The sequence below is a fragment of the Salinisphaera hydrothermalis C41B8 genome (assembly GCF_000732535.1).
GTDB classification, from domain to species: domain Bacteria; phylum Pseudomonadota; class Gammaproteobacteria; order Nevskiales; family Salinisphaeraceae; genus Salinisphaera; species Salinisphaera hydrothermalis.
This window is the reverse complement of the sequence record NZ_APNK01000025.1, coordinates 26,351-50,698: the sequence shown is the minus strand read 5'-3', so window position 1 is coordinate 50,698 and position 24,348 is coordinate 26,351. Positions and strand designations below refer to the sequence as shown.

General features: G+C 64.9%; 18 protein-coding genes. 6 read left to right on the top strand and 12 right to left on the bottom strand.

All coding sequences use genetic code 11. The features are described from left to right. Positions 1-15: 15 nt before the first annotated feature. From C41B8_RS14150 to C41B8_RS14140, 3 genes are all read right to left on the bottom strand, one after another. Positions 16-1,554, bottom strand: coding sequence for a sugar ABC transporter ATP-binding protein (locus C41B8_RS14150; protein ID WP_037339513.1), 1,539 nt, complete (start codon positions 1,552-1,554; stop codon positions 16-18). Then, the gene (locus tag C41B8_RS14145; protein ID WP_037339511.1) at positions 1,551-2,216 is read right to left on the bottom strand and encodes a DUF2291 family protein; all 666 of its coding nucleotides are present in this window, start codon (positions 2,214-2,216) and stop codon (positions 1,551-1,553) included. Before C41B8_RS14145 ends, C41B8_RS14150 begins: the two co-directional genes overlap by 4 nt. A gap of 245 nt (positions 2,217-2,461) precedes the next feature. After that, positions 2,462-3,589: an MDR/zinc-dependent alcohol dehydrogenase-like family protein gene (locus tag C41B8_RS14140; RefSeq protein WP_037339508.1), complete on the bottom strand. Its 1,128-nt coding sequence runs from the start codon at positions 3,587-3,589 to the stop codon at positions 2,462-2,464. A 445-nt stretch (positions 3,590-4,034) separates the two neighbouring features. On the opposite strand from C41B8_RS14140, the gene C41B8_RS14135 reads away from it, so the two are divergent. Beyond that, positions 4,035-5,051, top strand: a complete 1,017-nt coding sequence (locus C41B8_RS14135) for a sugar-binding transcriptional regulator (RefSeq protein ID WP_051883558.1) — start codon at positions 4,035-4,037, stop codon at positions 5,049-5,051. Positions 5,052-5,207: 156 nt separating this feature from the next. On the opposite strand, the gene C41B8_RS14130 is transcribed toward C41B8_RS14135, so the two are convergent. The 4 genes from C41B8_RS14130 to C41B8_RS14115 form a co-directional block, all read right to left on the bottom strand. After that, a complete protein-coding gene (locus tag C41B8_RS14130) occupies positions 5,208-6,416 on the bottom strand; it encodes a TraB/GumN family protein (RefSeq protein ID WP_415752839.1) in 1,209 nt (402 codons plus the stop codon). A gap of 638 nt (positions 6,417-7,054) precedes the next feature. Then, entirely contained in the window at positions 7,055-7,588 is a 534-nt protein-coding gene (locus C41B8_RS14125; protein ID WP_037339507.1) for a response regulator transcription factor, read from the bottom strand. Next, positions 7,585-8,844: an ATP-binding protein gene (locus C41B8_RS14120; protein ID WP_037339504.1), complete on the bottom strand. Its 1,260-nt coding sequence runs from the start codon at positions 8,842-8,844 to the stop codon at positions 7,585-7,587. The genes C41B8_RS14125 and C41B8_RS14120 overlap by 4 nt, the downstream gene beginning before the upstream one ends. A gap of 80 nt (positions 8,845-8,924) precedes the next feature. After that, entirely contained in the window at positions 8,925-11,078 is a 2,154-nt protein-coding gene (locus tag C41B8_RS14115) for a TonB-dependent receptor plug domain-containing protein (RefSeq protein WP_037339501.1), read from the bottom strand. Between the two features lie 128 nt (positions 11,079-11,206). Here C41B8_RS14115 and C41B8_RS14110 point away from each other — a divergent pair, with 128 nt between their 5' ends. Then, complete coding sequence (locus tag C41B8_RS14110; RefSeq protein ID WP_051883557.1) at positions 11,207-12,088, top strand: metallophosphoesterase; 882 nt, start codon at positions 11,207-11,209, stop codon at positions 12,086-12,088. A 39-nt stretch (positions 12,089-12,127) separates the two neighbouring features. On the opposite strand, the gene C41B8_RS14105 is transcribed toward C41B8_RS14110, so the two are convergent. The 4 genes from C41B8_RS14105 to C41B8_RS14090 all read right to left on the bottom strand — a co-directional run bounded on the left by C41B8_RS14105 (position 12,128) and on the right by C41B8_RS14090 (position 17,602). Continuing rightward, positions 12,128-13,792: a methyl-accepting chemotaxis protein gene (locus C41B8_RS14105; protein WP_037339498.1), complete on the bottom strand. Its 1,665-nt coding sequence runs from the start codon at positions 13,790-13,792 to the stop codon at positions 12,128-12,130. Between the two features lie 362 nt (positions 13,793-14,154). Next, positions 14,155-15,366, bottom strand: coding sequence for an MFS transporter (locus C41B8_RS14100; protein ID WP_037339495.1), 1,212 nt, complete (start codon positions 15,364-15,366; stop codon positions 14,155-14,157). After that, positions 15,363-16,346, bottom strand: a complete 984-nt coding sequence (locus C41B8_RS14095; RefSeq protein ID WP_037339493.1) for a bile acid:sodium symporter family protein — start codon at positions 16,344-16,346, stop codon at positions 15,363-15,365. Before C41B8_RS14095 ends, C41B8_RS14100 begins: the two co-directional genes overlap by 4 nt. Before the next feature lie 182 nt (positions 16,347-16,528). Next, positions 16,529-17,602 carry an NADH:flavin oxidoreductase/NADH oxidase gene (locus C41B8_RS14090; RefSeq protein WP_037339490.1) on the bottom strand — a complete coding sequence of 358 codons (1,074 nt, stop codon included), beginning with the start codon at positions 17,600-17,602 and terminating at the stop codon, positions 16,529-16,531. Positions 17,603-18,011: 409 nt separating this feature from the next. Between C41B8_RS14090 and C41B8_RS14085 the strand changes: the two genes are divergently transcribed. Continuing rightward, entirely contained in the window at positions 18,012-19,286 is a 1,275-nt protein-coding gene (locus tag C41B8_RS14085) for a PQQ-dependent sugar dehydrogenase (protein ID WP_037339488.1), read from the top strand. A 21-nt stretch (positions 19,287-19,307) separates the two neighbouring features. Here C41B8_RS14085 and C41B8_RS14080 read toward each other — a convergent pair whose 3' ends face one another. After that, entirely contained in the window at positions 19,308-20,855 is a 1,548-nt protein-coding gene (locus C41B8_RS14080; protein ID WP_051883556.1) for a flavin-containing monooxygenase, read from the bottom strand. A gap of 219 nt (positions 20,856-21,074) precedes the next feature. Here C41B8_RS14080 and fhuF point away from each other — a divergent pair, with 219 nt between their 5' ends. Genes fhuF through C41B8_RS19740 form a run of 3 tightly spaced genes read left to right on the top strand, consistent with a single transcriptional unit; the run spans position 21,075 to position 24,329 of the window. After that, positions 21,075-21,848: a siderophore-iron reductase FhuF gene (gene fhuF / locus C41B8_RS14075; protein ID WP_037339485.1), complete on the top strand. Its 774-nt coding sequence runs from the start codon at positions 21,075-21,077 to the stop codon at positions 21,846-21,848. Positions 21,849-21,906: 58 nt separating this feature from the next. After that, positions 21,907-23,574, top strand: coding sequence for a multidrug ABC transporter permease/ATP-binding protein (locus C41B8_RS14070; RefSeq protein WP_037339483.1), 1,668 nt, complete (start codon positions 21,907-21,909; stop codon positions 23,572-23,574). Next, the gene (locus tag C41B8_RS19740; RefSeq protein WP_051883555.1) at positions 23,571-24,329 is read left to right on the top strand and encodes a class I SAM-dependent methyltransferase; all 759 of its coding nucleotides are present in this window, start codon (positions 23,571-23,573) and stop codon (positions 24,327-24,329) included. Before C41B8_RS14070 ends, C41B8_RS19740 begins: the two co-directional genes overlap by 4 nt. Positions 24,330-24,348: the final 19 nt, after the last annotated feature.

Genomic DNA, 24,348 nt, shown 5'->3' with positions numbered 1-24,348 from the left:
TCCTGGTCGTAAGGCTTACGCGGCCACGGACTCGCCCGAGGCGGCCATGATCTGTTCCTTGGAGACATCGGGCCCGAATTCGGCGACGATGCGGCCACGGCCCATGACGATGATGCGGTGGGCGATCGACAGACACTCGTTGACCTCGGAGGTCGAGTAGACGACGCCCAGCCCCTGCTTCGCCCGCTCGGCGAGCAGCTTGAACACTTCGGCCTTGGCGCCGATGTCGATGCCGCGGCTGGGTTCGTCGAGCAGGATCACCTTCGGATCGGTGGTCACCATCTTGCCGATGACGACCTTCTGCTGGTTGCCGCCGGACAGCGACCCAATCATCGCGCCCGGCCCGTCGGTCTTGACGTGCACGTCGCGGATCGAATCGTCGACCAGGCCGCGCTCGCCGGAATTGGAAAGAAACAGGTTCTTGACGAAGGCGCCGATGCTCGCCAGCGAGAGATTGCGGCCCACAGTCATGGTCTGGACCAGACCGTCACGCTGCCGATCCTCCGGCACGAGCACCAAACCGGCGGCAATACGCTGCGCGATATCCATATGGGTCACGTCGCGGCCTTCCAGCATCACCTTGCCATCGCTGACCTGCGAGGCCCCGGCCAGGGCTTCCAGCAGTTCGGTGCGCCCGGCGCCCATCAGGCCGTAGATACACACGACTTCACCGGCGCGCACATCCAGCGACAGATGATCCACGGCGGCCCGGTCGACGTTGGAATCGTCCGGCACGGTCAGCGACTGCACCGACAACAGCGTATCGCCGAACTCATAGCCGGTCGGCGGCGAGCCCAGATCGAAGTTCTCGCCGACCATGTTGCGCACGATCCACGCCAGATCGATATCCGCGCGCTCGGCCTTGGCCGTCATGCTGCCGTCGCGCAGCACCACGGCGTGGTCGGTGATCTCCAGCGCCTCCTCGAGATGGTGTGAGATATACACGATTGCCACGCCGCGCGCGGTGAGATCGCGAATCACCTTGAACAGCACTTCCACCTCGGTGGCAGACAGCGCCGAGGTCGGCTCGTCCATGATCAGAATGCGGGCGTCCACCGACAGCGCACGCGCGATTTCCACGATCTGCTGCTGACCGACGCGCAGATCGCCGACCTTGGTCAACGGGTGGATATCTTCCTCGAGTTCCGTCATCAGCGCGGCGGCCTGACGGGCCTCTTCGGCATAATCCACTCCACCGGCGCGTCGCAGCTCGCGGCCCATGAAAATGTTGTCGCGTACCGACATATTCGGCGCCAGCGACAGCTCCTGGTGGATGATCGAGATTCCGCGGTGCTGAGCCTCAACGGTCGAGGCGAAGCGCACCGGCTCACCATCGAGAATGAGCTGGCCGTCGGTCGGCTGCTCGACGCCGGACAGGATCTTCATCAACGTGGACTTGCCCGCGCCGTTCTCCCCGAACAGCGTGGTCACGGTGCCGCGATAGATATCGAAGTCCACACCCTTGAGCGCCTGCACGCCGCCGTAGTGCTTGACCACGTTGCGCGCGGAGAGCACCGGCGCATCGCCTCCGGATGTCCGCTGGGTATCACTCATTGCTGCACACTGAAACGTACGGGGGTCACCAGCCAGTTGCTCGGGTTGATCAACTGGAAGGCGCCGACAACGGTGACTTTCTTGCCCTTCAGCGCGTCGCGTTTGAGGCCGGAGAGCACTTCCTTTTTCATCTCGTTATTGATGGCCGCGCCGGCGTTCTGATACTGAATCTGGTTGGTGAAATCGCCGAAGCTGATATCGCCGGCGCCATCGCGCAGGACGGTGCCCATCACGGCCGGACCGGTCTGCACGCGGATCGTCAGATCGTCGGGCACGCCCGGCACCTTCACGTTATAGATCCCGTCCTGGCCGTCACCCACGGTGCCGGTGAACTTCACCGACAGGATCGGCCCGATGTCGTTGGGCACGCCGTATTTCTTGACCGCGGTGTCCTTGTTGTCCTTGAGCGCCTTGACCAGCACCGGCGCTGGCGCCGCGCGCTGCTCGATCTTCTGCTGCACCTTGGGGAACTCGGACTTGCCGTATTTCTCCGGCGAGAACTGGTCCGCAGAGGCGCCGATGTCGGAGCCGATCGGCACGACTGTCGTATCCAGACCCATGGCGATAAGCAGCGCGACGACGACGGCAGCACCGATCCCGCGCTTGACCATCGGCGACATCTTGCTGGCGCCCGGGCGATTCGAACTGGTGGCCGCGGTCATGCGGAACTCCCCGCCGCGAGGGCGTTGTCTGCTTCGTGGGTGAAGCCGTGCGAGATCTCGCGCGGCACGATGGTTTGGCTAGTCATGGCATCCTCCCGGGCAACCGATCCGAGAATCGAGCGCCGGCCCGCGCGTCCCGCCAGGCCGGCGCTTCTGCGCTCTTGTGCCGGGCGGCCGCACGGCCTTGCGAATGGTCGGTCACCGTCACGCCACCCATGCACCGGCAGCGCGACGGCCTGTCCTGATCAGCTGTGCGGGTCGAGCGCAACCTTCATCGAATTCTCGCCGCGCTCCATGACCTCGAGCGCCTCGTGGAATTTCGACATCGGGTAGGTGTGGGTGACCACGCCCCGCATGTCGAGCTTGCGAGTGGCGACGAAATCGATCGCGCGCGGATAGGTATAGGGACCGAGATGCGACCCCAGAACATCCAGTTCCTTGCGGTCGCTGATGATCGACCAGTCGAGCGTGACCTCGGAACCGAACACCGAGAACTCCACGAAGCGGCCCAGCTTGCGCAGCATGTGAATGCCCTGATTCACCGCCTTGTGGTAACCGGTGGCCTCGATGTAGATATCGCAACCATAGCCGTCGGTGATCGACTTGATCTTCTCGATCACGTCTTCCTCGGCCGGGTTCCAGACTTCGTGCGCGCCCAGCTGCTTGGCGAACTTGGCCCGCTCGGGCTTGAGATCCAGCACGATCAATTTTTTCGGGTTGGACAGCGCAACCTGGCCGATGATGCCCAGCCCCAGCGTGCCGGCGCCGGCGACGACGACCACATCATCGGGCGTGACCTGAGCGCGGTCGGCGGCGTGCAGCGAGCAGGCCAGCGGCTCGACCAGCACGGCTTCCTCGGCCGGCACATGATCGGGCACGTGATGCACGATGCCTTCCTTGGTGAAGATCATGTACTGCGCGAACGCGCCGTTCACGTTGCTCTGGAAACCGTACAGGTCGTGCTTTTCGCACATCCAGTACTGGCCGCGGTTGCAGTAGCGGCAATCCCAGCACGGCACGATCTGCTCGGAGATCACGCGATCGCCGATCTTGACGTTCTTGGCCTCACCGGCGCCCTCACCGAGGGCGACTACGTGGCAGACGAACTCGTGGCCCGGGATCATCGGCGGCTTGACGTAGCGCGGCTGGGTGTCGTCGCCCCAGAAGGACGGCGCGCCGTGGTAGACCTTCACGTCCGACATACAGATGCCGACCATTTCCACCCGGCACAGGATCTCGCCCGGGCCCGGCGTGGGCACTTCCACTTCCTCGAGTCGATAGTCGCCCGGCGCGTAGCAGACGACGGCCTGCATGGTTTTGGGGATATCGCCCAGCTGGGCGGCGGTTTCGGGACGATCGGTAACATCAGACATGACGGCTGACTCCTCAATGTGACTTTCGCGCCGCGGGGCACGCCATGGCCGGTCCTCGTCCTCCGCACCGGGCGGTTCGTATGCCCGATGCCGCCGACCACGCTCGTATCAAGCGTTTCAGTTCCGGCCAGTCGCGAATGAACATCTGATCATTCACGGTTCATTTGTTTATTCGTGATCGATATTATTTCGCGCTCCGAGGGCGGTCAACGCGAAACCCTCTTTTCCATACCTAGACTTTGGTCGATACGACTTAGGTCTCAAATTCCTGCGAATACTGAAATATTGCGCGCTGATAGCCGAGCATGGTACTGGACAGACCGGGATGAGGCCGTAGGATAAAGGTCTAGTGCATATGAACATTAATCGAACATATGATCGCACCAGCGTCGGGGCAGACTGTTCAGGCGTTCAGCCGAGGCACGAGGGGTGAAAGACAAAATCTATGTCACCTGATGAACTGACCGAGCTGGCCAAGCTCTATCACATCGACGGTTGGACCCAGGAAGAGCTGGCCAGCCGTTTCGAAGTCTCGCGCGTTAAAGTCGGGCGGCTGCTCAAGCGCGCAGTCGCCGATGGCATCGTCGAGATCCGTGTCCGGCTCCAGCACCCGCCGAACACCACGGCCGCGCTGGAAAAAGCGTTGATCGAACGCTTCGGCATCCGGCGCGCGATCATCTCTGTGGATCACAAGGACCCGGAACGACAGCGCGAGTTGCTCGCTGGCCTGGTGGCCCGCTATCTAGACCAGACGCTGACCGACACCAGCGTGGTCGCGGTCGGCATGGGTCGTAACGTGAGCGCGGTGCCCGAGCATGTGGTGTCCAATCAACGCCGGCATTGCAGCTTCGTCTGCGCCATCGGCGGCTCGTATCGCGGCGGCGAGACCATGAACGCCGACCAGATCTGTCGCCAGATGGCCATGCGCTTCGGCGGCGAAAGCGTGACGCTCTATGCGCCGGCCATCGTCTCCGACACGCATATCCGCGATGCCCTGCTCGCCAACGATACCGTGCGCCAGTCGCTGGCCAAGGCCCAGCACGCCGACGTGGCCGTGGTGGGCGTCGGCGATATTCTCGAAGACAGCAACATGGTGCGCATGGGCTGGTTCACCAACGACGAAATCACCGCGTTACGCCAGCTCGGGGTGGTCGGCGACATCATGGGCTACGATTTCATCGATATCGACGGCAACCTCGCCGAAACCCAGTTGCTCGGCCGAGTGATCGGGCTGACCATCGATCACCTGCGTCATATCCCCGACGTCATCGCCACCGCCAGCGAGCCGACCAAGGTCACCGGCATCCTCGGCGCCCTGCGCACCGGCGCGATCGATACGCTGGCCACCACGCAATCGATCGCCCAGACAGTGCTCAACCTGGCCCAGGCCACCGAGAATGTACAGCGTCAGCCGAATCACGTGGCTCGCACCGGCGACCGAGTGCTACGAGATCGGCCCTGAGCCGATCCGCGGCCGCGCCGTCTCGCCGGCGCGCCACGACATGAGCGTCGCGTAAGCGGTAGGGTCTGTTGAGGTTTCGTGCGAGCCCGCGCCAAACCCGACAGACTCTGGGCCCGGCAGGAGCGCGGTCGCTCCGAGTCACTGGTCAGAGTGTCGTCAACTCCCGAACAACTGCCCGAAAATCCGGAACCCGGCGACATAAGTCCCGATTGCCGAGCCGATGGTCGAGAACAGGAACACCAGCAACGTCCGCGACACCCGGTTGCGCCACCAGCCGCGCACGCTGGTTACGTCGGTTTTCAGGGTCGAGAAATCGCCCACCCGCGGTTTACGCAACCACAGTTCGGCCGCGGCCGTGACCATGCCGGCGCCGATGGTCGGGTTGAGCGAAGTGATCGGCGCGGCGACGAAGGCCGTAACGATCGTCAACGGATGCCCGAGCGCGATCAGCGCACCCAGCGCCGAGAGCGCACCGTTGATAACCACCCATTCCACGACCATCTGCTGGCCCAGACCCGTGCTACGCGAAAAACCCAGCGCGAAGCCGACCACGATGACCGCTACCACGATCCAAGGGATCCACTTCACCCAGCGGGCGCCCGACGGCACGCTATCCAGCTCAGACACGCGCCCGGCCGGATCGTCCATACCGGCTTCTAGATAGCGCGCCAGGCCCTTCAGATGGCCGGCGCCCACCACCACCAGCGTCGAGCCCGGTGTCTCGTCTTGTTCGAGCAGCTTGGCCGCCATGTACTGATCGCGTTCGTCGATGAGCGCAGCATGCATGTGCTCCGACTGTTCGGCGAACTCGTTGAAGGTGGCTTCGAGCATGTCGCCTTCCTTCAACTGCTCGATGTCTTCTTCCTTGATCTTGTCCGACGACACCAGGCTGGCCGCCAGTCCGGCCAGCACCGTGGCGCGCTGCCACCAGGGGATCTTGCGATAGACCCGCTTGAGCGTGATGCCGATATTGCGATCGATGAGCGTGAGCGGCGTATCGCCGGCCTCGGCCGCCGCGATCGCCGCACGCATTTCCGCGCCCGGCTCGATGCCGAACTGGTCGGCCAGACGTTGCTGGTAGGCGCCGAGCGCCAGATTGGCCGCGACCATACCGGCCTGGCCGTTCTTGATCACGGCGAACAGATCCATATCCGCCATCTCGGACTGGCGGGTCAGCGCCGCGTGCCGCGCATCGCAGAGCTCGATCGCCACGTGGTCGTAGTCACCGCTTTCGATTTCGGCGCGGACTTCGTCGGCACTGGCTTTGGAAACATGCGCCGTGCCGAGCAGCACGAAACGCCGCGGGCCACGCTGGACAATACGACGCGGCCCGGCCTCGACCGCGGGCTCCGGGGCAGACGCGATCTCGTTCGACATCGACAACTCGGACATAGGACAAATCACCGGGAATGAAGCATGACGCGCTAGGGTCTGTTGAGGTTTCGTGAGAGCGCCGCGTTGGCGTCCGCAAATCGTGTCCGGCAAGGCGCGAGTCGCCGCGTTGTGGCGTGCCACGACCCAGACTCGCAACGCCGCCGGGCGCGATTTGCGGCCCAACCCCAAGGGACAAGCGCTGTTTTGCGGCAATACAGCGTTGTCGCTCTCTCGCGTAGAACAACTACGCCACGTTCGCTACGCCTCGTCTTGCCGCAAAACAGCGCTTGGCGCGGACTCGCACGAAACCTCAACAGACCCTAGCAACCGCCCGATTGTCGCCGCTGCAGCGTTCGGCGTCCACGCGCGCGCCCGGGCGGGCCGCGGCACGGCCCGATGTCGCAACGACCGCAGCGACGGCCGGGCGCCGTGCGGCGCTCGGCTTGCGCTCGGACTGCGGCTAACGTCGGCCGCTGGTGAACACCTTGTAGCCGAGCCAGCCGATCAGGCCAAAAAAAGGCACCATCGCAATGGCGAAAATGACAATGCCGGTCATGACTGCTGCCTCCTGAGCGGAACGTAACGACGCCGTTCCAGGTGCTGTCGGACGCGTTCTGATACAAACGCCTTCATTCCTGCACCGGTTTCTTGGCCAGCTTGCGCTGCAGGGTGCGCCGGTGCATGCCAAGCGCACGGGCCGTGGCCGAGATATTGCCGTCGTGCTCGGCCAGTACGTGCTGAATATGCTCCCATTCCAGCCGCCGTAGCGAGGTCGGCGTTGCCGGAGGTTCGACCATCGAGCCCTCGTCGGCCGTAGCGTCGTGTGCCAGCGCGGCGAGAATCTGCCGGGCCGTGGCCGGCTTCGGCAGGTAATTGAACGCACCGCGCTTGATCGCTTCGATCGCGGTGGCGATGCTGGCGTAGCCGGTGAGCATCAGAATACGTAACCCGGCATCGACCCCAAGCAGCGGTTCGATCAGTGCCAGGCCGCTGCGCTCGCCGAGCCGCAGGTCTACGATCGCGGCATCGAAGCGGCGATCTCGCGCCAGCGCCAGGGCGGCCTCCGGCGTGTCGGCGGCACAGGCCGGGTGACCGAGACGATCCAACGCCCGCACCAATGTCCGGGCAAAGATCGCATCGTCGTCGACGATGAGCAGCTTCATGCCGCCTCCGCTTCCAGTGCATCGAGCGGCAAATGCACCAGAGTTCGCGTACCGCCACGGGCCGACGCCGTAAATACCAGGTCACCGCCCAGCCGCGACAGACTCGCGCGAGCCAGCGTAAGCCCGAGCCCAAGCCCGCCCGACTTGGCCGAACCGTTGCCGGCGCCGCGGGCCAACCCGCGACCCGGATCATCGATACCCACTTCGAGAACGGCCGATTCGCGTGCCCACGTCAACCACAAGCGTTGGTCGCCCGCCGCGATCGCGGCATCGGCCGCGTTGTCGAGCAGGTTGGCCAACGCTTGCGTGAGCGCTGGATCGTTACGCAGCGCGCGCTTGTCGAGCGTTTCCCGGCCATGCTCGATGAGATCGATCTCGGGCCGGCGCGCCCGCCAGTCCGAGACCAGCCGGGCGATATAGCGCTGCAGCGACGTGACCTCCTGCGCCTTCGGATCGCGGGCAGCGACCAAACGCCGCAATTCGGTCGCGCATAATTCGGCCTGACTACGGATGGTGGCGACCTCCTCGCGCATATCCGCCGGCAGGTCCGGATGCTCGGCCAGCGATTCGGCCGCGACCGCGATCGTCGACAACGGTGTGTTGAGCGCATGGGCCGCGCCCGCGGCCACGGTCGCAACCGACACCACGGCATCGTCGCGCATCAGGCGCTCGCGCTGAGCGGCCAGTTCGCGCTCGCGGGCACGCAGCACGGCAGCCAGCACCAGCAGAAAACCGCACAATAGCGCCGCCGCCAAGAGAAAATTGCCCCACATGCCGACCACATGACGCTCGAAGCCGACGAAGGCCTCCGGGTCCTGAATCCGCCAGAGATAACGCAAAAGCAAGGCGGTATACGCCGCCACGGCGAGCAGCGTCACCGCGATCGCATGGCGGATCGACAGGGCGGTGGCCGCCAGCGCGACCGGCACGAGAAACAACGAGACGAACGGATTGGTCGCCCCGCCGACTGTCCAGAACAAAACGAACAAGGCGAGGGTGTCGACCGCCAGATGGCCGACCAGCTCGAGCGCGCTCGGCTGCGCGAGACGCCGCAGCCGCCACGCGACGCCCAGGTTGAACGCCAGCAGTATTGCCGGCAGGCTCCACAACACCGGCGGCAGATCCCGCCCGGCCACCGCCATGAGCACCACGGCGATCCCCATCAGCGCGACCGCCAGATAACGTAGCCCGGCCAGCACGCGCATCACCGCGGCAGGTTCCAACGAGAACACATGAGCAGGCAGCATGCGCGTCATGGCGCGTTCGGGCTGTAAGCAATCACACCAGCGATTGTCCTATGCCCGGCCGTGGCACGCACGGTCAGCGGCGCCCGCCTTCAGAACGACACATGCACCGTCGCATGCGCATTGCGCCCCGCACCCGGAAGGCGCGCGCCAACCGGCACGGCGCTGTCGTCGACGCGGTTGAACCCGCTCATGAAGTCGCGATAGCGGCGATCGAACAGATTATCCACGCCCACTTCGACCCAGACATGCGCTGTGGCCCGATAACGGGCCGCGATATCGGTCAGGGCATAGCCGCCGGTGTCCGGATCGCCGAACCTCGCATCGCGATGCGACTCGGCGATGTGATGCTGTGCGAAGACATAACGCTCGGCTACCGACAACCGCCAGGCCGCTCGATCGTAGACCAGCTGCGCGCGCATATTGGCGGGCGCGATGCGATACAGATTATCGCTCGTATCGGTGCGACGGCCGCGCGTGTAGCCGGCGCCGCCCGACAGTGTCCACGCCGGGGCGAGCTTGTAGGCGGCGGCGATGTCGGCCCCGTATATCTCGGCTTGGATGTTGGCGTATTGCAGCGGCGTCGGGTCGCCGTTGACGGTCGACACCCGGATCACGTCCGGGTTGCCGCCGTCGTAGGGCACGGCGGTGATGTAATCATGGATCCGGTGGTAATACACCTCGGGCGAGAAGCTCAGCCGGCGGCCCGTAAAGCTCAAGCCTAGATCCGCCATATAGGCCACTTCCGGCGACAGCCGGGTATCGCCGATCGTATTATTGCCGTCCGCCGAACCGGCCGTGGCCTGCAGCGGGATATAGGCATAACGCTCGGTGTAATAAGGCGAGCGCGTCTTGCGGGCCAGGCCGAGTTGCGCCTGCCAGCGCCGGCCGATATCGCGCGACAGCTTCGCCACCACATCGATGTTGTTGTCGGTCTGATTGCGATCGCGAGCCGCGAAATCGGCGGCCAGGCGCTGTGCCGGCACCGGCAGCGAAGACGCCACGCCGCCCGGCCCGGCCGAGGTATGCACGAGACTGTCACGAACACCCAACTCGCCATGCCATGGCCCGCTGATCGGGCCCGCCCATTGGCTGAACAGGCTGTAGGTGTCGCGGCGGATAGCGTCGAAGGCGTCGACCCGGAACACGGCCATTTTAGGATGGCCGACGAACGCATCGTGCTGCCCCCAGCGGCCGTCGAAGCCGGCCTTGAACGTGCCGCCGGCCAGCGGATGCGCCGCATGCAACTTCGCGGCATAACGCTGACTGCGTGCCCGAATGTAGCGCGGGTCGGACATATCGCCATTGAGCGGCGAGAAATTCGGCGTCGGACGCAGAATATAGTTATCCATTTGGTGCTCGACATGGTTGAAATCGAGCTGAGCGGTGAGATGGGTCCGGCCAATATCGGCACGCTGCTTCAACTCGGCCAGCGCGCTATGGAAATAATGCACGTCGAGCGGCAAATCCAGATTGCCGGTATCGCCGGTGCGTTGCATACGCACGAAGCCAGAGCTCTCGCCCCAGGCTTCGCGATGCCCGAAGTCGAGCCCGTACTGCTTGCGATCATAGGACGAGGCCCTCAGCTTGCCGTAGGGCGTGCGCCGATTCCCCGCCTGATCCGTCACCGCGGTCAAACCCAGGCGATTGATGTCGTTGGCCAGACTCGTCTGGCCGGACAGGCTATAGCCGTCGTCGACCGTTTGGGTCGTGGCTTCGCCCCAGCCGTGCCACTCGTAATTTTCGCCGCGGGCGTAATGGCTCTGTCGCGTCGTCGCGTTCACGGCCGTGCCGATCGTGTCCACGCTGTCCGCCACCGATGGAATACCGCGTGTCACCGTCAGCGACTCGACCAACGCGGCCGGCGCATAGTGTAGCGGCGGGTCCATCCAGTTCGGCCCGCCCGGGGCCACGCCCATGCCGTCGATCGTGGTCTGGTTGCGATAACCGGTGAGCCCACGGAACTGGACCTGGCCCGACAGCCCACCATTGTCGATCAAGGCGCCACCGGGCACGTCCGTCATCGCTGCGGCCGTATCCACGATCGAAGACGCGATGGGCGGCTGGACGAGATCGGCCCGGCTGATCATGCCCTCCACGGTCAACGGCGCGAGCTGCGTGACGCTCGCACTCGAAGCGGGCACCGGCCCGGCCGCGGGATGCCCCGACGGCTCGCCCTGCGCCAGCACCGGCGTGGCCGCACTCAGGCACAAGCCGCCCCACACCATGGTCGAATAACGCCACATCGTCTGCCCCCGAAAAACGATTTGAAAACGGCGCCAAGACTAGCCGGGCCAGGCGCCCCACCCTATGCGACATATCGTCGCGGTCGCGGCGACTTGACGCGCGAAATCCGTGTTTTTAAAAACATCGGATGCAGATCGGCATCATCGGCGATATCCACGGCGCCTGGGACGAGCGCGACACCGCGTTCTTCAATGCATCGGGCTACGATGCGCTGCTGTTCGTGGGCGATTTCGCACGCGTGGTGAACAGTCGACCGGTCGCGCAGCGGCTGGCGCGGCTTACGCTGCCGGCATGGGCCATTCCGGGCAATCACGACGCGACCACCCTGCCGCAGCTCATCGCCGAAATCCGCGGTCGGCGCTGGGCAACCCGCTGGGGCGCCATCGGCATGCGGCGACGTGTCGCCCGGCTCGAGGCCGACCTCGGGCCGGTCACGCTCGGCGGCTTCAGTCGCCACGCGCTGGCCGCCGATCTCGGCCTGATCATTGCGCGCCCGCATGCCATGGGCGGCAACCGGCTGTATTTCCGGCCTTACCTCAAACACGCTTTCAACGTATCCAGCTTCGCCGACAGCCGTGACCGGCTGTGTGCGCTGATCGATACAGCCCCACGCGATCTGATTGTCCTGGCGCACAATGGCCCGGCCGGGCTCGGAGACGCGCCCACGGACCCGTTCGGTTGCGATTTCGATCCCACGCTTGGCGATTTCGGCGACCCGGACCTGCGGGATGCGCTGGCACACGCCCGCGCCACCGGCCATCGCGTACGCGCGGTCATCGCCGGGCACATGCATCATCAAAGCAAGCACTCCGGCGCCTGGCGCCGAACCTGGGCGCGCCAGGACGACACGCTATACATCAACGCCGCCCGTGTGCCCCGTATCGAACAGGGCGGCGGGCGGCGTCATCATGTCTGCCTGTCGCTCGAAGACATCAGCGTGCGCGCGGAGACCGTCTGGATCGACGACGCCGGCCGGACAATCGAGCGTCTGCCGCTGGGCGAGTCGTGACGACGACGCTAGCCACACCGCCGCCGTCACGCACGTCGATCACACTGCGAGCGATCTGCCGGCCGGATTATCGTAGCCCGGTCGCGGCTCGCCGGCCGGCTTGGCGTCGCGGATATCAGCGTAGGCCGTCTCCGGCCCGCCGAGCGTTTCGCTAAGGCGGAACGATGACAGCAGCGCGTTGAGTTGGGCTGCCTGCTCTCGCATGTGCACCGCGGCAGCACTGGTCTGTTCCACCATCGCGGCGTTCTGCTGGGTGGCGTTGTCGAGTTCGGTCACGGCGGTATGGACCTGGCCCAGGCCCTGACTCTGTTCCCGTGCGCCGTGGCTAATCTGGCCGATGACCTCGTTGAGCTGGTTCACGCTCGTCACGATCTCGCTGATCGTGGCGACCGTGGCCTGCACGATGTCGGTGCCCGAACGGCTGCGACTCACCGCCCGCTCGATCTGCTTGCGGATATCGCCCGACGCATTCGCGGCCCGGCTGGCCAACGCCCGGACCTCCTGCGCCACGACGGCAAACCCGCGCCCGTGCTCGCCAGCTCGGGCTGCTTCGACCGATGCGTTGAGCGCCAGCAGATTGGTCTGAAAAGCGATGTCGTCGATCAATGTGGTGATGGCCGATATTTCCGAGGCCGAGCCGCTGATCTCCGCCATGTTCTCTTCCATGTCACGCATGGCGCTGGCGCCGCGACCCGCGATTTCCGCGGTCGACTGGGCGAGCGTGTTGCCCTGCTCTGCTGCCTCGGCGGTGTTGCGAACGGTCGCGGTGATCTGTTCCATCGCCGCCGACGTCTCCTCCAGGTTCGCCGCCGACTGTTCGGTACGGGAAGCCAGCGCCTGACTGCCCTGGGCAATTTCACCGGAGGCTGTCTGCACGCTCTCGGAACTATCCCGAACCGAACCCAGGGTGCGGTCCATACGCGCGATGAAACGATTGAAATGATGGGCCAGATCACCGATCTCATCACCCCGCGTGGTCGTGATGCGCGCCGTCAGATCGCCGTCACCGTCGGTGATTTCCTGAATCCGGTTCGTCACCCGGCGAATCGCCCGCGACATCGTCAACGGCCCGACGATGGCCACGAGCATCGCCAGGACGGCCACCACCAGCGAAAAAATGCCGGCGATGAGCTGCTGATGCCCAACCTCGGCGAACGTCTGCGACTGCAGCTTGGCAATCCTGGCCTGGGTCGCTTCGCCGCCCGCATTATAGAGCGCACGCAACTGCTGGAATGCCTGAGCCGATACGCCATTGAGCTGCGTCACCGCCGCCGCCCGGTCGCCGCCATCGTACAGATCGAAAACCTTCTGCGACTCGGATTGCCATCGGTCGTAACGCTGCTTAAACCCATCCGCCGAAGCCACGACATCAGGATAGGCAGCCATCGTTTGCACGAATTTCTGCATGCGGTCATGCGCCTGCTGCGCGTTTTCCTGGTAATCCGAGAGCGCTTTCTTGGCCGGACTCGAACCGGGCGAGAGATTCAGATACTCCAGCTCGGCAACACGCGCCTGATAGAGATCGCGATCGGCGTTCAGCACGAGACTCGTCGCCTCGCTGAAGGGGCCGCTGAACTCCGCCATGCGCTGCTTCAGCAAATGCGCAAGCATCACGCCGGTCGCGAATACGATCAGCAGCGACAGAGCAACGCCTACGAAAACAACCGCGTACTTGACGCTGATTTTATTGAAACGAGTCTTCAATTTGGATTTCCTGAACACCACAGCGCACCACGATAGAAGGAAGGATCGGCTTCACTGGAGCGCCCCTTGTGACGACACGCCCCAATAGCTTCGCGGCGCCACTGGCGTCGACGCAGCCGTCACTCTATCGACCCGGCAAACCCATTCTTTAATTTTGATGCACTAAGCAATAAAAACCCAAAAAAACGACCAATATAACGATAATCTAACAAACGCCACATCCGCGTTCGAAGCTCAAACTTGGGAACCCCACCTTTCGAACGTGATACGGCGGCCGGAATGACACGTTTGATCCGCTGCAACGGCAGCGGGCATCGATCGCCAGACCCCCCATGCGGTTTCGCCGGGGCGGACCGTGCGGCTCAGGCGTGGCGCGATTGCTCGTCGGCGGCCAAGTAACGCAGCGGGAGCACCATCGACAGAATGAGCAGACCGACCGCCACATAACTCGGCCCGTAGCCGATCCAGCGTCCGGCCATCAGCCCGAGAATCGGCCCGAGCGCACCGCCCAGATCGGACGCCCATTGGTACACGGACAGTGCCCGGCCGTGGATATGCGACGGCGCCACATCGCCAAGCAACGTGAGCATCGGGATCGTCAGCCCACCCGCCCCGGCGCCGATACACAGCAGCCCAATGATCGCCAGCCCGAGATTGGTCGCCAGCCCGAACACAACGAAACCGATCGCCACCCCGGCCATGGCCGGCAACAGCAGACGCGTACGCGAGGCCGAGCGGTCCAGATAACGCCCGCAGGCCAGCGACGCGGAAGCGCGGGCCCCCATCAGCACCGCCATCAACAACCCGGCGCTGCCTTGCGCCCCGAGGCCAAACAACAACAGATGACGCGCGTCGACGGCGAGCGCGACCGTGGCCAGTAATACGCCGGACACGGCGAAGAACAACAGCGCGTTGGCGGCAAAAATGATGCGCAGTGTCCGCAGCGACAGCACCTCGCCCCAGGCGACCCAGCGCGAGCCGTTCGCGGCCGGCGCCCGGCGACGCGGCTCGGCATGCTCGGACATGACGCAGGCAGCTCCGATCGCTGCCGCGAGACTCAAACCCGTCGCTACCAGAAACGCCGCGTTGTCGGAGACGGTATCGGCCACCAGGCCGCCGATGACGAGCCCGCCGGGAAAGCCGAGACTGATGGCGGTTCGCACGCGCGCCGTCATGCCGCCGCGGGAAGCGTCCTGGCTGATCGACATGATCGCCGCCAGCGCCCCCACCAGCAGCAGCGACGACCCCAGCCCCCAGATAATGCGACCAAGCAGGAACCATAGCGCAGGCCGATCGGCCGACAAGGCCATCGAATACGCACCGGTACCCACCGTCTCCAGCAACAGACCGAAGACCACCGGCCAGCGCGCGCCGAAGCGATCGAGCAGCGAACCGGTCGCCGGATTGAATACCAACCGCGCGATCCGATTCGCCGACAGAATCAGCCCGATCATGGCGCCGCCGATACCGAGCTGCACGCCCACCACGGGCAGGATGGGAAACACCACGCCGCCGCCCACGCCACCGGTGAAAGCGATCGCCGCGATCGCCCAGCTTTGCCGGGTTCGCGTCATCCGCGAACGGGTTCGGCGTCCGGGGCGTGGCGGGCCGCGCGCCGTGCGATGGCCGCGCAGGCGATCAGCTGAATCTGATGAAAGATCATGAGCGGCAGCACGATGGCACCCAATGCGCTCGAGGCGAACAGCACCTTGGCGATGGGAATACCGCTAGCCAGCGATTTCTTGGAACCACAGAACAACAGGACCAGTGCGTCCTCGCGCGAAAACAAGGCGCGCCCCACCCCGTAAGTCACCGCGAGCACAATCGCCAGCAGTACCGCATCGGCTACGAACAACCAGGCCAGCGCCTGAGGCGGAATCTGATGCCACAGCCCCTGAACCACCGAGGCCGAGAACGCGCCGTAGACCACGAGGACGATCGAGCCTTGGTCCACGAATTTGACGACCTTCGGATGGGCTTTCACCCAGCCGCCAATCCAGCGCCGGGCGACCTGACCGGCCGCGAACGGCAGCACGATCTCGCTGACGATATGCACCACGGCCGGCATCGAGCCGCCGGCATGCCCGGCCTGCGACAGAAACAGGCCGGCAAGCACCGGGGTCAAGAACACGCCCAGCAGATTGGATAAGCTCGCGCTGCACACCGCCGCCGATACGTTACCGCCGGCGATGGACGTGAAGGCGATCGAGGACTGCACGGTCGACGGCAGCAAGCAGACGAACAGCACGCCGGCGGCCAGGCCCGGCGTCAGCAGATCCGACAACAACGGATGCGCCGCCAGCCCTAGCGCCGGGAACAAGACAAAGGTCGCCGCCAACACGCAAAGATGCAGGCGCCAGTTCGACGCCCCGGCGATCACCGCCTCGCGCGAGAGCTTGGCCCCATGCAGGAAGAACAACAATGCGATCGCTACGGTCGTGGCGTGCTCGTAGATCGTGGCCATACCGCCACGGATCGGCAGGAACGTCGCCAGCACGATCGCCGAGATTAGCGCGAGGATGAAATTGTCGGGCAAGAAACGAGGTCGCTGCATCGTGCAATTCTAACCGGCGATCGCGTGCCCTGCCGACTGCGCGTCGATTTCGATGAATGCCGCTTCAATTGCAACGTGACCGGAAACGGTCGACCTGATCATGAATCGGGCCGGCGACACCGACTCGCGATGTCGCCGGCCCGGTCGCCGCCTAGCGGCGTCGCGACGCCCGAGGGCGCGTCTTAAGTGAAGGCACGCGCATACTGCACCGGCGGCGCCTGATTATCGTCGCCGTGCAGTTCGGCCGCGGCCCGCAAGGGGAAATACGGGTCACGCAGCAGTTCACGAGCCAGCAGCACACAGTCGGCCTGACCGGAGTGCACAATATGCTCGGCCTGAACCGGCTCGGTGATCATGCCGACCGCGCCGGTCGCCAGGCCGGTTTCGCGTCGCACGCGGGCCGCGAACTCGGTCTGGTAGCCCGGGCCGACCGGGATTTTCGCAGACGGCGTGTTACCACCGCCGGAGCAGTCGAGCACGTCCACGCCCTCGGCCTTGAGCCATTGGGCCAGTTGAACGGTCTGGTCGATGTCCCAGCCGCCGTCTTCCCAGTCGCTGGCGGATACGCGATAGAACAACGGCTTGTTCTCCGGCCAGACCGCCCGCACGGCGCGTACGACCTCCAGCGGGAAACGACAGCGATTTTCAAGGCTGCCGCCATATTCGTCGGTGCGCTGGTTGGATAGCGGCGAGACGAACTCGTGCAACAGATAACCGTGGGCACCGTGCACTTCGATCATGTCCATGCCGGCGGCATCGGCACGACGAGCTGCCGCCACGAATGCATCGACGATCTCCTGCATCTCATCGGCGGTCAACGCATGTGGCGTGGGCGCATTGTCCGAAAACGGAATCGCGCTGGGGGCGACGGTCTGCCACGCGCCTTCATCGGCCGTGAGCGCACGCCCGCCATCAACCCACGGCGCCGCACAAGAGGCCTTACGCCCGGCGTGGGCCAGCTGGACCCCCGCAGCCCCGCCCTGGGCATGGATGAAGTCCGCGTTGCGCTTGAACTCGGCAACGTGATCGTCGCTCCAGATCCCCAGATCGCCCGGCGTGATCCGGCCTTCGGGGGTCACGGCCGTGGCTTCCATCATGACCAGACCGGCACCACCGACGGCACGCGAGCCCAGATGCACGAAATGCCAGTCGTTCGGGTAACCGTCGTCGGCCGAGTACTGACACATCGGCGACACGAAGATGCGATTGCGAAAGGTCACGTCGCCAATGGTCCAGGGTTTGAACAGATCAGGCATGCAGCACTCCGATTGGACGCAATAATTCAGTAAGCATTCTAGATCGGTGCATCATGCATGACTTCAAGACCCGCGACGTGTGATTCTGCCTATCGGCGTCATTGGCGCGAGCGATGTCAGCCCGAACCGCCGGGATTCAGTTCGCGTCCTGCGGCGCATCCCGGTCGCGAACTCCGGCCGTCTGATCGCCGAGCCCAGGTCAGTCGACGCTGAAGTCGACGCTCCCGTCCCGAATAGCAGCCGCCGGCCGTCGCCGTCCGCCTGCCCCGCACGATCGGTTCATCGCTGTCGCATCGCGGGGAGGAATTTCCGCGCCGGTCGAGGCTGCAACACACTGCGTATTGCTGCGGATAGCGCCGCCCTCGCCTGCCTGCTATAAGCGCAGGCAGGTTTGCGCCACAACACGCCGATGAGTCGTCGATCGAATATCCCGCTACTGGGCACGCCGCTCGCGTTGTTGGCACTGGCCGGCTCGGGTAGTGCGGCCGCAGCCTGCAAGACAGCCGGTCTCGATCTGCCACCGCATTTCTGTGCCACGGTTTTCGCCAAGAACGCGCGCCAGCCGCGGCATATTGCCGTGGCCGCGAACGGCACGGTCTACGCCAACCTCAACCGCGGCGATGGTAAGCACGACCTGATGGCCCTGACCGACAGCAACGGTGACGGCGTTGCCGACAAGCGCCAGTTGTTCGGCCGCGGTGGCGCCACCGGCCTGGTGATCCATGACGGCTGGTTGTACGCCGCCTCCGCCGATAGCGTACGGCGCTATAAACTCGGCGAAGCCGCCGTACCGCCGGGCGACGGCGAACTCATCGTCACCGATCTGCCCGAGCAGGACGCCCACAGCGCGCGCGGGCTGGCCGTCGACGATAGCGATCATCTGTATGTCTCGATCGGCGCGCCCTCGAACGCTTGCCAGGAAGACGATCGTAAGCCGGGTTCGCCCGGGCAGGATCCGTGCCCGCTACTCAAGACACATGGCGGCATCTGGCGTTTCGTCGCCGATAAACCGAACCAGAAGTTCACCCCGCAGGCGCGCTATGCCACGGGTATTCGCAATATGTTCGCGCTCACCTGGGATGCGCCGAGCGGCCGGCTGATCGGCGCCCAGATGGGCCGGGATCAACTGGCGTCGCTCTGGCCCAAGATATTCTCGACCGAACAAAGCGTAAACCTGCCAGCCGAGGCTCTCCTGAACGTCAAACAGGGCAGTGATTTCGGCTGGCCCTATTGCTACTACGACGGCGAGGCGCGTCTGCGACGCCTGAATCCGGAGTACGGCGGCGACGGCCAAAAAGTCGGGCGCTGCGCCAAGTACAAGGATGCGCCGATGACGGCTTACCCGGCCCATTGGGCCCCCATGGCCGTGGTCTTCTACCATGCCAAGATGTTTCCGAAAGCTTATCGAGGTGGCGCGTTCATCGCGTTTCACGGCTCCTGGGACCGCTCACCCGAACCACAGCAAGGCTTCCGGGTGATTTACCAGCCGTTCGACGGCGGCCAACCAACGGCGTCATACCAGACCTTCGCGGGCCCAACCGGCTTTACCGGCGAGAAAATCGTGCGCTCGCCGGGCAGCGCCGCCCACCGGCCCGCCGGTCTCGCCGTCGGGCCCAAGGGCGCACTGTATGTGAGCGATGATCAAGGCAGCACGATCTATCGCATTACTTACCGCCACAACTAGGGTCTGTTTGCGCCGCGCTGATCAGGCCGCGGCGCGCGACGACTCCGCGCCGCGCCGCATGGGCGCGGATTCGTACTCGCTCGGCCGGAACAGCCACAACCGCATCCGATACTCCCAGTTGAAGCCGGGGTAGAGCGTTGTGTTCTTGCCGGAGTCGGTGAGATACCAGCTGTTGCACCCCGAAGTCCACGAGGTGTGTTTCATGCGCTTCTGGATACCGCGGTTAAAGCGGTCCTGAACTGATTTCTTCACCGTCATCCACTTCAGATCGTGGCGGGCCATGTGGCCGATGGCCTTGGCGATGTATTCCATCTGCATTTCGGTAAAGGCGAGCACCGAGGTATGACTCGGGCCGGTGTTCGGCCCCATCAGGAAAAACAGATTGGGAAAGCCCGACACGGTCACGCCCTTGTACGCTTCCGCCCCGTCGGCCCAGGCCGCATTCAGGTCGTTGCCACCCAGCCCCTTCACCGGAAACGGCGCGGCCCGGGACGGCACCTTGAACCCGGTGGCACAGACGATCGCATCGACCTCGATCTCGCGGCCGTCTTTCGTAATGATGCTGTGTTCGGTAATGCGTGCCGGCCCGTCGGCAATCAGCTCGGCGTTGTCGGCCTGGATCGCCGGGTACCAGTCGTTGGAAATCAGGATGCGCTTGCAGCCAATCGCATAGTCCGGGGTCACGGTCTCGCGTAGCGCCGGATCGGCGACCTGCTTGCGGATATGGCTTTTCGCGATCTGCGCAGCCCGCTTCTTGAAGAACGGGCGATCGGAAATGATGAACGGCGCGAACAGCTCGCTCATCCAGTAGATGCGATAGCGCCGCTTGGACAGCTTGAACGGCGACTCGCGATATTCGGACTGCTCTTTTTCCGGAATCGGCCGATCCGGCTTGGGCATGATCCAGCTCGGCGTGCGCTGGAACACTGTCATCTGCCCGGCCTGTTTCTGAATCTCGGGCACGACCTGGATCGCCGAAGCGCCCGAGCCGATCACCGCCACGCGCTTGCCGGTGAGATCGTAATCGTCGTCCCACTGCGCGGTGTGCATGAGCTTGCCGCGGAAGTGCTCCAGCCCCTCGATCTTCGGATAGGCCGGATCGGACAGGGCGCCGACCGCCGAGATCATCACACGAGCGGTGATCTCTTCACCGCCATCGGTGGTCGCATGCCAGATGCCGGCGTCCTCGTCGAAACGCGCTTCACGGATCGCCGTATTGAAGCGGATATGACGATAAAGATCGTACTTGGCCGCGACGCGCTTGATGTAATCGAAGATCTCGGGCTGCTGGCCGAAGGCCCGCGACCAGTTCGGGTTCTGCTCGAACGAGAACGAATACAGATGCGAGGCTACGTCGCAGGCCGCGCCGGGATAATGATTATCGCGCCAGGTGCCACCCACTTCGTCGCCGCGCTCGATCAGGGTGAAATTCTCGACCCCGGCTTCCTTGAGCTGAATCGCCATGCCCAGTCCGGAAAAACCGGCCCCGACGATGGCGATATCCATATCGGTGTCGATGGTCCGATTCGCCAGCGGATTGAACTGGGATAGCAGGCTGATCGCGGCCATGACGGCCTCCGTGACTAGGAATGGGCGCCGCGCGGTACACGGCCATGGCGGCAACATAGCAACGCGCGGCATTTCTGACAAGAAGCCGTGTCAGAATTGCGACAAGCGTTGGCCGGCCTCGATCCAGCCGAGCCCCGCGGGACTTCGCGCTTTCCTCGGACCGCGGCCCGCGTTACCGTATCGATAACCATTCGCATTCACGCGACCCATCAAGGCGGCATGTACGCGCGTTTCTTTCACGACCGGCTCGAATTCGCCGCCAATGCGCTGTCTGACACCGCACCCGACGACCACGGCCCAGTGATCGACGGACGCGCCATGGTGGACGGGAGCGCGCTCGACGATCTGGTCCGCCGTTATGCGAACTCGCGCGCGATCGACGATCGCCGCGCCGCAGCCACCGAATGGTCGAAGTTCTTCTTCGCACGCCTGATTATTCCGCTGGTGGTGATTCAGTGCAGCACGCGCCGCGCGCTCGATCTTGCCCCGGCCCACTGGCAGGCGTACTGCCATCCCGACGGCACCGTCGACCGCTTCGTGTTCGATCAGGACCCGCTCGGCACGCGGCCCGCCGACGGCGATATTCGCTCGCTGGTCGACGACGTGATGACGCCGGTCACCGCGGCCCTCGTGGGCGAATACCGATTGTCGCCGCGTGTATTCGGCTCCAACGCGGCCATGTATTACGCCTGGGCGCTGGATCAGCTCGCCGAGCAGGGCCACCTGCCGGCTCGACGATTGGCACCCGCCCGGGCGCTGATGGATGCCCCGCGTCGACCCGACGGCGGCGCCAATCCTTTTCACGCCCCGTTCAAAACGCTCGAACCCGGCGCGCGCGACGGCAACGGCGAGCCCACGCGTGAATGTCGTCGCCTGTGTTGCGTGCGCGATCTCGACCCGAGCCTGGGTCTGTGCGCGAACTGCCCGCGGGCGATCACCTATCCGAGCCCACCGAACCCGGCCGGCGAAGCCGCCCCCGAGCGCGTATCCTGAGCGCCGGGCCGGCCGCCGGCCGGCTTGCCTGTTCCGCCGACAAGACGCCGACCCGCCCATGGACCTGATCCGCCTGATCGTTCGCGACTATCGCCTGCCGTTTTGCGGCGTGATGCTGGCGAGTCTGGCCAACGCCGGGCTCGGCGTGGGCGTGATCGCCTTCATCAATCAGCGCCTGATCGCCCATCAGGATGCCGCGCTCTCGGCCCTGCCGGAATTCTTCGGCCTGATCGGGCTACTGCTGGTGATCGCACTGGTGGCCCAGCTCGGGTTGACCACGCTCGGGCATCATTTCGTCTTCGCTCTACGCTCGCGGCTGGTCAAACGCATTCTCGACACCGATATCGGGCGCCAGGAGGCCATCGGCAGCGCCGCGCTGATCGCCAGCCTCTCGGCCGATATCCGCAACGTCACCATCGCGTTCGTTCGCCTGCCCGAGCTGGTGCAGGGGCTCGTCCTCACCGTGGCCTGCGCGGCCTATCTCGGCTGGCTGTCGCTGCCGCTGCTGATGGTGACCGCGGCCTGGATCGCGGTGACATTGATGATCGGCAACTGGCTGATCCAGCGTGTCTATGCCCACTTGACCGAAGTCCGCGAAGCCGAGGACGCGCTATACGCGGACTATGAAACGGTCATTCATGGTCGCAAGGAGCTCGCGCTCAACCGAGCCCGGGCCCGCGAGCTCTACCGGACCCGCTATACCGACAACGCCAAACGCTATCGGCGCCACATCATCCGCGCGGACACGTTCCATCTATCGGCCAACAACTGGGCCAACATCATGATGCTCGGCGCGATCGGGCTGGTGTTCTTTCTCGCCAACACGCTGGCCTGGGCGGATACCGCCACGGCCGCCACCTATGCCCTCACGCTGTTGTTCCTGCGCACACCCATGATCGGCGCCGTCGGCGCGCTGCCAACGCTGCTCAATGCCCAGGTCGCCTTCAACAAGCTGGCCGCGCTGGATCTCGCCCCCTATCGCGCGGCATTCGATACCGCGCCCGCCGAATCGGCGTGGCAAGCGATCCGAGTCGAGAACGCGTGTTTTGCCTATGACAAGACCGATGGCCCCGGGTTTGCCATCGGACCGATCGACTTCACGCTCAAGCGCGGCGAACTGGTGTTCATCATCGGCGGCAACGGCTCCGGCAAAACCACCTTCGCCCGGCTGCTGTGCGGCCTGTCGGCCCCCAGTAGCGGGCCCCTGACGATCGACGGCGACGACGTCACCGCGGACCGGGCCCGCCTGCGGCGCCTGTTCTCGTCGGTGTTCACCGATTTTTATCTGTTCGATCGCCTGCTCGGCGCGGACGGCACGCACGCCGACGAGGCTTTCATCGAACGCTGGTGCCGCCGGCTGCAGCTCGATGGCAAGCTCTCGCGCGAGGGCGCACGGCTGCTCGACACCCAGCTCTCGCAGGGCCAGCGCAAGCGCGTCGCCATGCTGGTTGCGCTGGCCGAACGGCGCGACATTCTGCTGCTCGACGAATGGGCCGCCGACCAGGACCCGATCTTTCGGCGCGTGTTCTACCACGAGTTGCTGCCGGCGTTTCGCGACATGGGTCATACCGTGGTTGCGATCAGCCACGACGACACTTACTTCGCCGCCGCCGATCGCCTGCTGGAGATGCGCGCCGGGCAGCTCATCGAACTCACAGGGCAGGAACGCGACGCGGCGAGCCGCGATGCCGTGGCGCGTATCGACCGCACCGCGCACCGCACGTGAACGACAACCCGTTCGATTGCCCCGGGGCGGCCGATCGCTATGCCGCCGGCCGTCCGGATTTCCATGCCCGCGTGATCGAGCGCGTCGGCCTGCGGGTCGCCCCCGACGGCCCACTCGACCGGGCGCTGGATATTGCCTGCGGCACCGGCCAGTCGACGCGCGCGCTGCGCGCCCTGGCCAAGCACGTCATCGGCGTCGATGCCGCGCCGGGCATGCTGGCCGCCGCGCCGTCGCTGGCAGGCACCGGCTACGCGGCGGCTCGTGCCGAAGCCCTGCCGTTTGCCGACGCCCGCTTCGAGCTGGTCAACGTAGCCCTGGCCCTGCACTGGTTCGATCGCCGCCGATTTCTGGCCGAGGCGAGCCGCGTGCTCAGGCCAGGCGGGCATCTCGTGATCTACGACAGCGGTTTTCGCGGCGAGATGGTCGGCCAGCCTCGATTCGGCGACTGGGTGCAGGCCTACTACGCACGCTACCCGCGGCCACCGCGGGCGGGCGGCGAAATCAGCCACAAACAGGCCGCGCGCGCCCGGCTGGCTCTACAACACCGTGAATCGTTCGCCCACGACCTGATCATGACGCGCGAAGATTTCGTGGCTTATCTCACCAGCCAGAGCAACGCCATCGCCGCTACGGCGCGTGGCGAGACCTTCGACACGATCGCGGCCTGGATTCGCAACTCGGTGGACGATTTCTTCGTCGGCGAGCCCCGAACGCTGCGTTTTTCCGGCCGCATCCATTGCTTTCGCCGGCGCTGACCGGGTCCCAGGGAAGGCC